The organism is Streptomyces sp. NPDC040610 (genome assembly GCF_055594065.1).
Map to the genome: position 1 here is coordinate 141,426 of NZ_JBVIXA010000016.1, position 14,274 is coordinate 155,699.

General features: G+C 69.1%; 14 protein-coding genes and 2 pseudogenes. 12 read left to right on the forward strand and 4 right to left on the reverse strand.

The genetic code is table 11. The features are described from left to right. Window positions 1–38: 38 nt before the first annotated feature. Together ACZ6AA_RS36075 and ACZ6AA_RS36080 are read right to left on the reverse strand one after the other, a co-directional pair. Window positions 39–501: pseudogene (locus ACZ6AA_RS36075) on the reverse strand (transposase family protein); the annotation flags it as partial. 159 nt (window positions 502–660) lie between these two features. Then, window positions 661–1,287, reverse strand: coding sequence for a TetR/AcrR family transcriptional regulator (locus ACZ6AA_RS36080; protein ID WP_468461368.1), 627 nt, complete (start codon window positions 1,285–1,287; stop codon window positions 661–663). Window positions 1,288–1,327: 40 nt separating this feature from the next. Here ACZ6AA_RS36080 and ACZ6AA_RS36085 point away from each other — a divergent pair, with 40 nt between their 5' ends. The 12 genes and pseudogenes from ACZ6AA_RS36085 (at window position 1,328) to ACZ6AA_RS36140 (ending at window position 12,418) form a co-directional block, all read left to right on the forward strand. Next, window positions 1,328–2,056: a 2-oxoglutarate/malate transporter gene (locus tag ACZ6AA_RS36085; protein WP_471462693.1), complete on the forward strand. Its 729-nt coding sequence runs from the start codon at window positions 1,328–1,330 to the stop codon at window positions 2,054–2,056. A gap of 34 nt (window positions 2,057–2,090) precedes the next feature. Beyond that, on the forward strand, window positions 2,091–2,510 hold the full coding sequence (locus ACZ6AA_RS36090) for a DUF4267 domain-containing protein (protein WP_468461365.1): 420 nt from the start codon (window positions 2,091–2,093) through the stop codon (window positions 2,508–2,510). A gap of 164 nt (window positions 2,511–2,674) precedes the next feature. Continuing rightward, window positions 2,675–3,268, forward strand: coding sequence for a YbhB/YbcL family Raf kinase inhibitor-like protein (locus ACZ6AA_RS36095; protein ID WP_468461363.1), 594 nt, complete (start codon window positions 2,675–2,677; stop codon window positions 3,266–3,268). 252 nt (window positions 3,269–3,520) lie between these two features. Then, window positions 3,521–5,272, forward strand: coding sequence for a chitinase (locus ACZ6AA_RS36100; protein WP_468461361.1), 1,752 nt, complete (start codon window positions 3,521–3,523; stop codon window positions 5,270–5,272). Window positions 5,273–5,570: 298 nt separating this feature from the next. After that, a complete protein-coding gene (gene glsA / locus ACZ6AA_RS36105) occupies window positions 5,571–7,367 on the forward strand; it encodes a glutaminase A (RefSeq protein ID WP_471462696.1) in 1,797 nt (598 codons plus the stop codon). Then, complete coding sequence (locus tag ACZ6AA_RS36110) at window positions 7,261–8,286, forward strand: ion transporter (RefSeq protein ID WP_471462698.1); 1,026 nt, start codon at window positions 7,261–7,263, stop codon at window positions 8,284–8,286. Before glsA ends, ACZ6AA_RS36110 begins: the two co-directional genes overlap by 107 nt. Before the next feature lie 173 nt (window positions 8,287–8,459). Next, window positions 8,460–8,738, forward strand: coding sequence for a polyprenyl synthetase (locus tag ACZ6AA_RS36115; RefSeq protein WP_468461355.1), 279 nt, complete (start codon window positions 8,460–8,462; stop codon window positions 8,736–8,738). Next, window positions 8,728–9,783 carry a polyprenyl synthetase family protein gene (locus ACZ6AA_RS36120; protein ID WP_471462700.1) on the forward strand — a complete coding sequence of 352 codons (1,056 nt, stop codon included), beginning with the start codon at window positions 8,728–8,730 and terminating at the stop codon, window positions 9,781–9,783. The genes ACZ6AA_RS36115 and ACZ6AA_RS36120 overlap by 11 nt, the downstream gene beginning before the upstream one ends. A gap of 121 nt (window positions 9,784–9,904) precedes the next feature. After that, window positions 9,905–11,062 carry an oxygenase MpaB family protein gene (locus ACZ6AA_RS36125; protein ID WP_471462702.1) on the forward strand — a complete coding sequence of 386 codons (1,158 nt, stop codon included), beginning with the start codon at window positions 9,905–9,907 and terminating at the stop codon, window positions 11,060–11,062. A 306-nt stretch (window positions 11,063–11,368) separates the two neighbouring features. Then, window positions 11,369–11,848: a hypothetical protein gene (locus ACZ6AA_RS36130; protein ID WP_471462746.1), complete on the forward strand. Its 480-nt coding sequence runs from the start codon at window positions 11,369–11,371 to the stop codon at window positions 11,846–11,848. Beyond that, a pseudogene (locus ACZ6AA_RS36135) lies at window positions 11,830–12,069 on the forward strand (transketolase); the annotation flags it as partial. The gene ACZ6AA_RS36130 and the pseudogene ACZ6AA_RS36135, both read left to right, overlap by 19 nt. A gap of 88 nt (window positions 12,070–12,157) precedes the next feature. Beyond that, window positions 12,158–12,418, forward strand: coding sequence for a transketolase-like TK C-terminal-containing protein (locus ACZ6AA_RS36140; RefSeq protein WP_471462704.1), 261 nt, complete (start codon window positions 12,158–12,160; stop codon window positions 12,416–12,418). 118 nt (window positions 12,419–12,536) lie between these two features. On the opposite strand, the gene ACZ6AA_RS36145 is transcribed toward ACZ6AA_RS36140, so the two are convergent. Next, window positions 12,537–13,436 carry a GNAT family N-acetyltransferase gene (locus ACZ6AA_RS36145; protein WP_471462706.1) on the reverse strand — a complete coding sequence of 300 codons (900 nt, stop codon included), beginning with the start codon at window positions 13,434–13,436 and terminating at the stop codon, window positions 12,537–12,539. A 296-nt stretch (window positions 13,437–13,732) separates the two neighbouring features. Next, window positions 13,733–14,179, reverse strand: coding sequence for a TIGR03618 family F420-dependent PPOX class oxidoreductase (locus ACZ6AA_RS36150; RefSeq protein WP_471462708.1), 447 nt, complete (start codon window positions 14,177–14,179; stop codon window positions 13,733–13,735). Window positions 14,180–14,274 lie beyond the last annotated feature (95 nt).

Below are 14,274 nucleotides of genomic sequence, written 5' to 3' on the forward strand. Positions count from 1 at the left end.
GGACGTAGGCGAAACCATCAAACGACCCAGCAGGCCGGACCAGAACTCCGCCAGACCTGCGCATCGGCCTTGTTCCCCGGGGCCGATCGGGCGGTGGCAACCACAAGGCGTGTGTCGGCATCAATGATGACCTGCACGTTCGCCGAGAACCGGTTGTTGTGTGAGGAGGCAGCAACAGTGCGGTCGCGGGCCGGAATGAGCGTGCCGTCCACGCTCCACAGCCGGTCCACCGCATCTGAAGGACGTGTGACGAGCTCCACCGTCAGCAGCGGACCGAGCTTCTGGATCACTCGGCACACCGTCGCGGGCGGGGCGCCGAAGAGCGGCGCCAACTGTTGCTTCGTCAGATGCGTGCGGTAGTACACCGGCACCAGCATCACCCGCTCGTCCAACAGCAGACACCACGGGCGCTCCATCCTGGTGCCGTTGCCGCCCCGTTCACGGGCCGCCTTCAGCAGCCACCGGAAGGCCCCAACCGCAGCAACCGGTAAACGTCTCCACCTACAACGCCTCAGCCCTCAGCGCCCCGGCCATACAGAGGCCCAGTTCACAGCCTTCTGCAACAGGCTTTGGAACTCCCGGTCCGGACCGACCTCCGCATCGGCCGGGACCGGCGAAACGATGCGCGAGCCCGCGACATGCGGAGCGGGACTCGCGCGCCTAACTCAGCAGCTCACGAGCCAGCGCCTGCCCCCACCACTCCTCGATACGGCTGGGCGGCCAGCCGCGTTCGGTGGTGAGTGTGGTGTAGACGTCGATGTTGCAGATGGCCGCGTAGATGTCCACGGCAGACTGCTGGTCAAGGCCGCGTCGGAGGGTTCCGGCCGGCCAGGACGAGAAGACCTGCACCCTGGTCGCATCGCCCCGTTCGCGACCGTCACGGTAGGCCGTGGCGAGCTCGGGTTCGCTGCGGCCCGCTTCGCGCATCACCATGATGATGTCGCCCGCGCGCTCGAACAGCCGCCGGTCGTAGGCGGCCATCGCCGCGAGCTGACCCCTCGGGTTCGCCCCTGCGGCCTCCAACTCCGCGAGCATCTGCGGCGCGTCGGCGGACAGATCCGCCGAATCGGCCACGGCCCGGGTCAGCCCGGTCTTGTTCCCGTACGTCGCGTAGACCGTGGGCACGGAAACTCCCGCCTCGCGCGCCACCTCGCGCACGGTCGTTCCCGCCCAGCCCTGGGAGTCGAAGAGCCGGCGCGCGGCGCGGGCGATCTCGGCCCGGGTCTCCAGTGCCTGCGCCGTGCGACGCAGTGAGTCATAGCGACGCCGGTCCTGCTCTTCGCTCATGCCTTGCCCCCTCTGGGTTTACGCTGCTTATAATCAATATATGCCACATCAATCCAAGTTGGCCGCCATCAGCTTCTCCCGCATCGGGGGCATGGCGGCCATCGGCTTCGCCGCCATGATCTCCCTCAGCAACGTGGTCATGGTGCCCGCCGGTCTGCCCCTCACCGGCGCAGAGAACGGCAAGGTCACCGAGTTCTTCGCCACGGAGGGCACGGCCGTCGGCATCGGATCCGCACTGGCCCCCGCCGCCTGGATCCTGGCCACGTTGTTCGGCGCCGGCGCGCTCATCGCGCTGCGGCGGTCCGAGCGCGATCGCAACGAGGCGTGGTCGCTGCTCGGACTCGCCGGTCTGGCCCTTCAGAACGTCACCTTCGCCGGGGTCGTCGCGACCCGCCTCGCACTGGCCTCGACAGCCCCGCACGATCCCTCCGCGACCCCGGCACTCTGGGCGCTGCACGATGCGGTGTTCACCCTCAACGGAACGTTCCTGGCGCTCGCCCTTCTCGGCCTGTCCGTCGGAGGTCTGCGCACGGGCCTGATCCGGCCGTGGCACGGCATCCTGGGACTGCTCGCCGCGGTACTGCAGTTCAGTTCTGCCACCCTCGCCCATTGGGTCATCGCCGACGGCACCTTGGGCCTCCTGGGTCTCACCGGCTGGCTGATGTGGGTCGTCTGGATCGTCGCGTACGGCATCACCCTGATCCGGCAGGAACCCACTACCTCGACCCGGAGGACCAACCATGACCACACGCGTGCCGTTCCCGCGTGACCCCGCAGGCCCTGTCCTGCCTCTGCGAGGCTCCGTGAGAAGGCGTCACATCACCACGGCCCTTGCCGTACTGACCGGCGCCACGGTTCTGCTCTTCGGGCTCAACTTCCTTCTGAACCCCGACGGCGCACCCTCCGGATTCGGGATCACCCCCTGGCCGGAGGGAAACGCCGACGGCTATTTCGCCGTGAAGGGCGTACGCGACATCGCGGTGGCAGCCACCGTGTTCCTGCTGCTCACGATCGGGCAGCGGCGGACGCTCGGCTGGGTCGTCCTCATCAACGCCATCATTCCGCTCGGCGACGCGCTCGCGGTCCTCACCCATGGCGGCACGTACACCACAGCCCTGAGTATTCACGTATCGGCGGCCGCTCTCGTCGTGCTCACCGCCGTCATGCTGCTGACTGAGAGCGGCCAACGCCCGCCGGAGCGGACGAGCGGCACATCGCCTTGACAGTCCCGTCCAGGACGACGAACCGAAGGCGAGAAAAGTACATCGATCGGGTCGATAAGTGACATGACATCAGAAACCAAGATGCCTACGTTGACTCCATCGCACGAATACCGCTCTCGCGCCACGGACACCCAAGCGACCACGAATATCCTCGGGAGCATCCCGTGAGAAGTGCAAGAATCGGGCTTTGCGCTCTGCTCATCACCGGGGCCGTCGGCCTCGCGCCGACCACCGCCTCGGCGACCTCGTCGACGCCGTCGGCAACCCGAAGCGCATTCACCCTGTCCAGCACCGCCTTCGCCGCCGGCGGCATCATCCCCAAGGTCCACGAGTGCACCAGCGGCGGAGGAAGCGATCCCGGCAAGAGGAACGAATCCCCTCCCTTGACCTGGGCGGGTTCTCCAACCACAGCCAAGAGCTACGCGATCGTCATGCGCGATCTCGACAACTCCAACCTCATCCACTGGGTCATCTACGACATCCCGGCGAACACGACCTCACTCCCCCAGAACGTCGACCACACATACCGGCCCTCCACCCCGGTGGGAGCCAGGCAGGTCTACTACCGTGGCAGCGCGAACCTCTACGGTTACCAGGGACCGTGCTCGCCCTCGACGGTGAACACCTACGAGTTCGTCGTCCACGCGCTCAACCAGGCATCGCTGAGCAGCCTGAACTCCGGCTCGTCGACCCGGACCGCCGCCAGGGAGATCGTCGCGGCGACGATCGGCTCGGCCAGGATCACCGGCGAGTCATAGCATCGCCGCGCCGGCGGGACAGCCCCACCTCCCTGAGCCTCTCCCAACTCCCGCGCGCCTCCGCGCTGCTTCCTGACCGGCCTCCCGTTCGAGGTGCTGGGGATGACGGCGGCCACGGCCATCGAGTGCTCCGCCGCAGGTTCTCCTCTCCAGAGGTCTTGACAACTCTATTGGTCTGGACCAACCATGCGCGCAACAGCGGTGGCCACCGTCGTCGCTTCCGTGCTTCACCTCTCTCCCAGGAGGCACCCCGTGGACCGTGTGCGCCAGGACAGACCCGGCGTCCGCCGGAGAATCAGCGCGGCGCTGGCCGTCGGTGCGGCCGCCGCGCTCGCCCTCACCGCCCTCGCCGTGCCCGCGCAGTCGGCCGACACCAACGCGGCCGGAACCAAGGCCGCGAGCACCAAGGCGGCGGACGTCAACGTCGCCAAGAACGCCGGGTTCGAGGCGGACCTCAGCAACTGGACCTGCGCCGCGAACAGCGGTGCCGCCGTCACGTCCCCCGTGCATGGCGGCGCGAAAGCACTCAAGGCCACCCCGTCCGGCCAGGGCACCGCCGAGTGTTCCCAGATCGTCGCGGTGAAGCCGAACTCGACGTACCAGCTGAGCAGTTGGGTGCAGGGCAGCTACGCCTACCTCGGCGCCCGCGGCACCGGTACCACCGACGTGTCGACCTGGACGCCGGGCACCTCGTCCTGGCAGCAGCTGTCCACCCGCTTCACCACCGGCGCGAACACCACCTCGGTCACCGTGTACACCCACGGCTGGTACGGGCAGAGCGCGTACTACGTGGACGACGTGAGCGTCTTCGGACCCGACGGGGGCGGCGGCACCGACCCGGTCGAGATACCGCCCGTCCCGGCCGGCCTCGCGGCGGGCACGGCGACGCCCACGTCGGTGGACCTGTCCTGGACGCCGTCGTCCACGGCGACGGGGTACACCGTCTACCGCGACGGCACGAAGGTCGCCTCGGCCAGTGGCGCCTCCACGACCGTCACCGGCCTCACGCCGGAGACCACGTACAGCTTCCAGGTGAGCGCCTCGAACGCGGCGGGCGAGTCGGCGAAGTCGACGGCGGTGTCCGTGACGACACCCAAGGGCGACGGTGGCGGCGACGGGACGGTGCCCCGGCACGCGGTGACCGGCTACTGGCAGAACTTCAACAACGGCGCGACCGTACAGAAGCTGCGGGACGTGTCCTCGCAGTACGACATCATCGCCGTGTCGTTCGCCGACGCCACCACCACTCCGGGGCAGATCACCTTCAACCTGGACCCGGCCGTCGGCTACGCCTCCACCGCCGACTTCAAGGCGGACATCGCCGCGAAGAAGGCCGCGGGCAAGTCCGTGATCCTGTCGGTCGGCGGCGAGAAGGGCACCATCTCCGTCAACAGTGACGCCTCCGCGACGGCATTCGCCAACAGCGCCTACGCGCTGATGCAGGAGTACGGGTTCAACGGCGTCGACATCGACCTCGAGAACGGCCTCAACCCCACCTACATGACGAAGGCGCTGCGCCAGCTCTCGGCGAAGGCGGGCCCGAAGATGGTGCTCACCATGGCACCGCAGACCATCGACATGCAGTCCACGTCCGGTGGGTACTTCCAGACGGCGCTGAACGTGAAGGACATCCTCACGGTCGTCAACATGCAGTACTACAACAGCGGTTCGATGCTCGGCTGTGACGGCAAGGTCTACAGCCAGGGCAGCGTCGACTTCCTGACCGCGCTCGCCTGCATCCAGCTGGAGGGCGGCCTCGACCCCTCGCAGGTCGGGATCGGCGTCCCGGCGTCGACGCGCGGCGCGGGCAGCGGTTACGTGGCCCCGTCGGTCGTGAACAACGCCCTCGACTGCCTGACCCGCGGCACCGGCTGCGGCTCCTTCAAGCCGTCGAAGACGTACCCGTCGCTGCGCGGCGCCATGACGTGGTCGACGAACTGGGACGCGACGGCGGGCCACGCGTGGTCGAACGCCGTCGGCCCGAAGGTGCACAGCCTTCCGTAGCGAACGAGCACCCCGGAGGGGCGGACAGACCGAAAACGGTCTGTCCGCCCCTCCGGGCATGTGCGGGCCGGGCCGCCCCGGATCGGGCCTGTAGCCCGGAGACCTGCTCGGCGAATGTCATCGCCAGAGCTGTGTGAGCGCCCCTGCGTGATCAGGTCTGCGCGGTCGTGCGCATCCCACTGGTACGTGTCCCAGGGCGCTCCCGCAGTACTCCGATCAACCCGAATAGCGGCATTCGTTTCCGGTCAAGTTCAAGGCGGAACGACCGGCTGGTCGCAGTCGGCAGGAAGAGGAGCCCATGGAGTCTCACACAGATTCGGCGCCCACTGACCTCGGCCCTTTCGAGTCGGCGTACCGTGCCCTGTTCGATGCCTTCGACGACGACGGCAGCCAGGGATTGTCGCGGGAGGAGTTGGTCAGGCATCTGGCCGAGGCGGGAATCCTCGAGGACGACCCCCGCATCCAGGGAATCCTGGACGCCACTGCCGAAGGCGGAGCCGACCGCGAGATCGGCTTCGCCGAGTTCGCCACGCTGATCCAGCACCACAGCGGTCTGGTGCAGCGTGCGATGCAGGGCCGACTGGTGGTGCCCGACTTCACCGGGTTCACCGCCGATATCGACCGGATCCACGGCGAGTTGCTCCCCCTGCGGGGCGGAGCAGTCGCGAGCTACATTCCGCAACTGGCGCGGGTGAATCCCGAGCAGTTCGCGATCTCGCTGTGCACCGTGGACGGGCAGCGGCACACCGTCGGGGACGCCGACGTCTTCTTCTGCGCGCAGTCGGTGTCCAAGACCGTGAGTTACTGTCTCGCGCTGGAAGAGCACGGCGTCGAGGTCGCGCACCAGCACATCGGGCGGGAACCCAGCGGGCTCGGCTTCAACGAACTGACGTTGGACCGGCGGGGCAGGCCGCACAACCCGATGATCAACGCAGGAGCGATCATGAGCTGTGCGCTGATCCGGCCCGGGCAGCCGCTCGCCGACCGCTTCGACCACGTGGCGCAGACCTGGAAACGCCTCACCGGAGGCAGGCGGCTCGGCTACGACAATGCTGTCTACCTCTCCGAGCGGCACACCGCGGACCGGAACTTCGCGCTCGGATACTCGATGCGGGAGCAGAACGCGTTCCCCTCCGGCACCAACCTGACGGAGACCCTGGATTTCTACTTCCAGTGCTGCTCGCTGGAATTGGACGCGGAAGGGCTCGGTATCGTCGCGGCGTCGCTTGCGAACGGTGGAGTATGCCCGCTGACCGGAGACCGGGTCTTCAGCGAGGAAACCGTTCAGCACTGTCTGTCGCTGATGTCGTCGTGCGGCATGTACGACTTCTCGGGCGAGTTCGCCTTCACTGTGGGGCTGCCCGCCAAGAGCGGTGTCTCGGGCGCGCTGATCCTCGTCGTCCCGCAGGTTCTCGGGGTGTGCGTGTGGTCGCCTCGGCTGGACGAACTCGGCAACACCGTCAGGGGAATCGAGTTCTGCCGACGCCTGGTGGAGATGTACAACGTGCATCCGCACTCGGCGGGTTCCGTATCGCCGACGCACCGGAAGGACCTTCGGCTGCGGCGCCACCAGAGCCGCGTGGAGAATGTCGTCGCGGTCTGCTGGGCCGCCAGTCAGGGCGACTTGGACGAAGTACGCCGCATCGCCGCCTCCGGAGCAGACTTGTCGGCCGCCGACTACGACGGACGTACGCCCCTGCACCTGGCGGCATCGGAGGGGCGAACGGAGATCGTCCGATACCTCCTCACCCATGGCGTCGACCCGGCGCCCCGGGACCGCTGGGGCGGAACACCGCTGACGGACGCCGAACGCTCGGGCCACAGCACCGTCGCGGAGTTGCTGAACTCCGCAGCGGCAGAGACGCGGGTGCCTGACCAGCGCGTATCGGGGACGGATGGCACGAGCGGCGAGGTGGGCCCACCGCACACACCTGCTCCGGCCCCTGCCAGCTCCTCCGGCCCTGCGACGCCCGCACTGCCCACCGGCGATGGGACGCCCGCGCTGTCCACCGGTCCTGAGGCGCAGACGGTGCCCGCCGGTCCTGAGGCACAGGCGCTGCCCAAAGGAGCCGCTCCCGCGTCCGTGGCATGCTGAGCCCTCACCTCTTCTCACTCGTCGTCAGGCGTTCGCCGCCTCATGCCGAGCCATCACGGAGTCCGGCTGGTTCACCGGCCTGGCGCTGGGACTGATCCTCGCCAACGCCGCCCTGCTCGGCGTCGAGACGTACGACGGGATAGTCGAGGCATGGCATCCGCAGCTGAGGGTCGCCGAGCACTGCTTCCTCGTCGCCTTCACCGCGGAGGCCGCCCTGCGTGCCGCATCCCATGCGGACCGTCCGGGCCAGTACCTGCGCGATCCCTGGAACGTCTTCGACCTCGGCATCGTCGTGTTCGCGTATCTCCCCTTCGCCAGTGAGAACGCCACCGCCCTACGGCTGCTGCGCCTGGCCCGCGTCCTGCGCGCGGCCAGAATGCTGCCGCAACTGCGCATCATCATCATCGCGGTCGGCAAGAGCCTCCCCGGCGCGCTGGGCTTCGTCCTGGCCGGCACCCTCCTGCTGTACATCTACGCCATGCTCGGCTGGCTGATCTTCGCCGACAGCGACCCCGACCACTACGGCTCCCTGGGCCGGGCAGCCCTCAGCCTCTTCGTCCTCGTCACCCTGGACGGTCTGGACGAGTCGATCAGAGCCGGCCTCGCACTCTCCCCCTGGAGCATCCTCTACTTCGCCTCGTACGTACTCCTCGGCTCATTCGTCCTGGTCAACGTGCTCATCGGAGTCGTACTCAACTCCCTCGACGAAGCACGACGCCTGGAGGGAGCCAACACCGACCCCCCGGGCACGGCCACCCGGATGTCCGCCGTCGGCGCGGAAGACCGGCTACTGGCACGCATAGCGGAAGCGCGCGACGCACTCGACAACCTCGAGCAGAGCATCACTGCTCCGGCCGCCGCGCCCCCTCCTGCCGAGGAACAGACAGGGGCCCCTCTCCCGCACGACCGGCCCCCCTGAATCCGCGCGGCTCGCAGGGCGAGTGCGAGTCAGCGGCATCCACAATCCGCACGGTCGAACGGTGGGATCACTCGATCGTGAGTTCTTCCGCTGTCGCACCCGGTGGGACTCGATGCTCGGAAGGGCGCTGCGCGCCCAGGGCTGCCTGGATGTACGACGGTGAGGGAGATGGCGTGACTCAAGAAGCGGGACGGCGCGGAGGCTTAGACCGCCAGGCGCTGTTGCTGACTGCCGGACTGGCCGATCTGGCGGTGAGCACGGCGGGTTCGGTCCTGGGGACCGTACGGGCGCTGCTTCGTCGTTCGGACGCCGCGGAGTTGGCGGCGGAGGCGGAGTACGAACTGGTGGCGCGCGGGCGCCTGGTCCTTGACCGGTACGCGGCTGTGCCGCCGGCCCACTTGGAGATCCTTGCCCAGCGCGTCCTGGCCCGGAAGGCCGCCGGTGACATCTGACCGGTGGGAGTCGGCCGCGTTCAAGGCCCGCGTCGACGAGGTGGTGTGCGGGTTCGTCGCCCGGGAGGCCGACGAGTTCGCGGCGGTGGATCCGACGCTCGGCGCGGTGGCCGAGAGGCTGGAGGCGGCGGTCGCGGACGGCAAGCGGCTGCGGGCGGCGTTCTGCTACTGGGGGTGGCGCGCGGTGGGGCAGCCGGACAGCGACGCGCTGGTGCGGGCGGCGGCCTCGATGGAACTGGTGCACGCGGCCGCGGTCGTGCACGACGACCTCATCGACGACAGCCCGCTGCGGCACGGGCGGCCCACCACCCACGTCGCCCTCCTCGGGGCCGTAGGGGCCCGCCCGGACGCCGATGCCGCCGCGCGGTCGTTGGCGATGCTGGTGGGGGATCTGCTCATGGCGCTGGCCGGGCAGCTGTTCGCCACCAGCGGTCTGCCCGCCGCGTATCTCGTCCGGGCCCGGCCGTTGTGGGCGGTGATGGCCCGTGAGCTGATCGCGGGCGAGTGTCTGGAGATCCTGCGGACCGGAGCCGGCCCGGACACCCAGGCGTCGCTGAAGGTGATCCGGTACAAGACCGCCAAGTACACCGTCGAACAGCCCCTGTTGATCGGTGGTGCGTTGGCCGGAGCGGGCGCGCGGCTGCGCGAGGTCTACTCCGCGTACGGGCTGCCGCTGGGCGAGGCGTTCCAGCTCCGGGACGACCTGCTCGGGCTGTTCGGAGACCCCGAGCACACGGGCAAGGCCAACGCCGACGATGTGCGCGGCCGACGGCCCACTGCGCTGCTGGCGGAGACGTGGCGTCTGGCCGACGACGAGGAGCGCGAGCTGCTGCGCTCCCTGCTGGGCCGGGAAGACCTGGGCGCGGAGGGGCTGGGCGCGGTGCGCGAGGTGATGCGCCGGCTGAGGGCACCCGACCGGATCGAGGACATGATCGGGGCGCGGGTCGAGGAGGCTCTTGGCGCCCTCCACGAGCTGGATCTTCCGACGTATGCCGCGACCGCGCTCACCGCGCTGGCGCATTCCGCGGCGGTACGCCTGTCCTGACCTCGCATCGGGGTGGCGCGGGCCCGTGCCGTCCCGGGCAGCCGCCCCTACCGCCTGTCGTGGAGACACCCCCGAGCCGCCTGTCGTGGGCACACCCCCGAGGAAGATGAGGACCCCCGCCATGACCTACACCGACGCATCGATGGACGCCCTGCGGCAGGCCGGGGACGAGCTTGCCGATGCCACCGTCGCCACGCTCTTCGAACGGGGGGAAGTGGGCAAGTTCAACACCCTGATGCGCTACGTCTCCACCGTCGGCGCTCCCCTGCCCGACGGACTGCCCGACGTCGCGCGGGACTACCTCACGGTCACCAGCGCCCCGCCGGACTGGGTGGACTGGACCGAGATGGAGAAGGCCCGGCTGTTCTTCATCGACAACAACGTGCACATCTCCACCGCCCTGTCCTTCGCCTCCATGCCCGCCTGCTATCTCGTCCCGCACGTGGCGAAGCTGCTCTCGGCGACCCACGGCCTGAAGTACCCGTCCAAACGGATGGCGGAGACCGGCCAGTTCACCGTCCATCTGATGCAGCCCGACGCCTTCGAGGCCGGCAGCCGATTCATCCCCGCCGCCCAGAAGGTCCGCCTCCTGCACGCCTCCATCCGCCACCACCTCACCCGCGACAACCACTGGGACACCGAGGCCCTGGGCACACCGATCTGCCAGGAGGACATGATCGGCGGGCAGATGTTCTTCTCCCTGCTCGTCCTGGACAGCCTGCACCGCCTCGGCATCCACATGTCGACCGAGGGCGCGGAGGCCTACTACTACGCGTGGCGTGTCGTCGGCGCCATGCTCGGCGTCGACCAGGATGCCGTCCCGCAAAACCTCGACGAGGCCCGCCAGTTCCTCGACCTGTACATGGTCCGGCACATGGGGCCCTCCGAGGAGGGCACGCATCTGACCCGGCAGCTGATCGACCTCTATGAGGAGGTCGTGCCCGGCACCTTCTTCGACCCGATCGTCTCCGCCCTCATCCGCCACCTCGTGGGCGACACCTGCGCCGACTGGCTCCAGGTACCGCGCACATCGTGGGACACCGTCGTCAAGGCCGTGCCCCACCTCCTCGGCGTCCTGGAGACCATCGAGGACCGCTCCCCCCTCGGCGCCTGGGCCCTGGACCGCCTCGGCCACCTCACCACCGTCCTCGAACTGTCCTCCCTCACCCGTGGACGCGTCATGCACTACGCGATCCCCGAAACCCTCAAGAAGGACTACGGCCTCTCCGGTGCCGTGCCCCGCACCCACCGGTGGGTGCCTCCGGCCGCCACCGTCTGACGACCCGACGACCTTGTCCTCGGGCGGCTGAGGGGACTTGGCCGTGCCCGGAAGTCGGTCAACCGGCCCGTCCTGTCACCGGGTCTTGGCCACCTCGACGGTGACCTTTCGCTCGCGGAGGTCCTTCAGGACGGATTCCGGGGTGCGTTCGTCGACGATGAGGAGCACGGCAGTCCGCAGGTCACCAGCTGGGCGTCGGCCGATCCGCTCGGTCTGGTCGACGTGGCGACCTTCACCTGGTCGTGGCTCCTTGACGCCGTGGGGCCCGACCCGCGGCAGCTGCCCGAACTGGTCGCCCCCGGCGCCGTGCTGGGTGGTCTGACGGTCGCCCACGGCTCCGCGCTTCTGTACGCGCTGCTGCACCTCGCCCAAGAGGTCGCCCCGGACGGGCGCGTTCTGGACAGCGCGGCCGTGTCGCTCGCCGATCTCCAGAACTTCCGGCAGCTCGGCTCCCGTCGTGCGGGACACCCCGAGTACGGCCTCACCACCGGCGTCGAAGCCACCACCGGCCCGCTGGGCACCGGCCTGGCGACCTCCGTCGGCACGGCGGCCGCGGCCCGCTGGTTCACCGCGCGCTACGGCCGCCCCGGATACGACCTGTTCGGGTACGACACGTACGCGCTGTGCGGTGACGGTGATCTGATGGAGGGTGTCGCCGCCGAGGCGGCTTCTCTTGCCGGGCACATGGCCACCGGCCTGGCCGACCGTGGCCACACCGCGCGCCTTGCCTGGGACCAGGACTTCGAGCGCTTCTCCGACTTCGCCCGCTGCGCCTGTCCGCCCTGATGGAACTGCCCGTCGTCCACATCTTCACGCACGACTCCCTCGCCGTCGGCGAGGACGGCCCCACTCACCAGCCGGTGGAACACCTCGCCACGCTCCGCGCCATGCCGGGCCTGGACGTCCTGCGACCGTGCGACGCGAACGAAGCGGCCGAGGCGTGGCGCCACATCATGACCCACCCGGAGCGCCCGGCCGCGCTCGCCCTGACCCGCCAGCCGCTGCCCCCCCCTGGACCGCACGGTCCACGGTCCCGCCTCCGGCCTCGCCCTCGACGCCCACCACAAACTCGCCGCCGACGGTGTCCCCTCCCGGGTGGTCTCCCTGCCGAGCTGGGAGCTCTTCGAGCACCAGAGCACGGTGTACCGCGAAGAGGTACTGCCGCCGTCGATCCACGCGCGCGTCGCCATCGAGCAGGGCTCGCGCTTCGGCTGGGAACGCTACGTCGGCCGTGAGGGAGCGGTCATCGGCCTGGACACCTTCGGTTCCTCCGGCCCGATGGCCGCGGTCACCGACCACTTCGGCTTCACCGCCGAGGCCGTCACCGCTGCCGCTCTCATCCAGCTCGGCCGGTAGCCCCCGAAGGGACGGCGACGCGATGGTGGCCGTTGGCCACAGCGCAACTCCCGCATGTCGCCGACAAGGGGTCCGGACCTGATCCCGGACCGGACCCCTCAGCGCCTGCTACTCCTCGCTAGGCCGGTTGGCCCGCCGGGTGGAAGTTGATGCGTTCCCTGATGACGGGGAAACCGGCCTTGGCGAAGTTCGCGGCCATGGGGAAGTTGCCCCGGTCCGTCGCTCCGCTGACGAACTCCGCGCCCTGCTCCACGAGGACGTGGGTGCACTCCGCGAGGAGGTCGTAGGCGTAGCCGTGACCGCGCTGTTCCGGGACGACTCCGATGAAGCCGATGGTCGGGCCGGAGGGGTTGTGGGCCGGGATGTGCATACCGGCCAGGTCGCCCTCCGGTGTGTGCGCGACCTGCCACCACTCCCGTGGGGAGGGGCACCAGTGGAAGAAGTCGAGTTCCTCCTGGGCGGCCTGGTCGATGCCGCCCTCCTCGATGGCCCTGAGCGCGTGGGCGTCCAGGGTGACGGAGTGGATGCGGCGCAACGCGTCGAAGAACACGGTGTCGTCGGGTTCGGCGCTGAAGCGCAGGCGTCCGGGCCGCTCGGGCAGACCTCGTTCGGGGGTCCAGCGGTACAGGAAGCGTTCCACCAGGAGTTCGTACCCGGCGGCTCGTGCGGCGGCGAAGCGTGCCTCGGCGGCGGCGCGCAGGTCGGTCTTTTCCCGCCAGTCGCCGGGCAGGTTGATCTCGAGTTCGACCTGCCGGGGAGCGGAGCGCAGGAGTGCGGCCCCGGCCTCCTCCTCGCCCTCGGCCACGTCGAACCAGTTGATGTTCACGGGCTCCGAGTCGTTGGGGCCGCCCCACCACGCGCCGCGTGCGACGACCTCGCCGTCGCGCAGGGCGACGCGCTTCCAGTCGGGGCGGAACTGGGTACGCCGATGGGCTTCACGGGCGCCCAGGGGGTCGGGGAGTGCGTCGAAGAGATGGGCGTCGCTCGCGGAGAGCGCGCGGATGACCGCGTCGGTCATGGATTCCTCCGGGATACAGGCTGCTTGGAGCGCTCCCGGTCAGAACTCAAGAACCACGCCGGGACAGCGGCAAGAGGGAGCGCTGGAAAGGTGTGAACCGCACGGCACTCGCCTCCTTCCATCCGTCTCAGGGCGTGGAGCCACACATTAAGTGATCTACCGCGGTGCCGTCCACGGATTTCTTCACGCCCCGGCCAAATCCGTCCTCTGCGCGAGCGCGCCCGAAGCCCCTTGCGGTGCGTGCCCGCAGGGGCAACTGCGCGCTCAACTCGGCGCGTTCGCCCGTGAAGGGCTGGTCAGCGTCCTGGAGTGGGGCCGCCGGGCCGGAACCGCTCCACTCCGATGATGTGCCGCACCTTGACCGGGCGCACGATCACCGAGACCCGCTGCTCCCCCGGCATGGTCCACTCGAACCGCTCGCTGTCCAGGTACTTCCGGGCCAGCCGGTCCATCCGCTCATGCGCCTCGTCGCCCTCGATGAAGCGGGCCACTTCGCCACTGATCTGCACTCGGTCAAAAGGATCGGCCGTGTCCGCATGTGAGAGATAGACGCGCGGATCACGCCGCAGATTCTCCTCCTTCACCCGCCCCACGGAGGTGTTGAACGTCAGCTCCCCGTCCCCCTCCAGATCCACCCACATCGGGCTCACCTGCGGCGCTCCGTCGGCGAACACGGTGCCGACGTACCAAATGTTGGCGGCTTTCAGGCGGGCACGGACGGCTTCATCAAAGGTCGCATTCATCCCGCGAGGCTAACAACCATGATCGTTCGTCACCGAGTGCGGTTGAGCGCCGCTGGTGGAGCCTCACCGGTTCCCAACAGCCTGTCCAGGCTCAC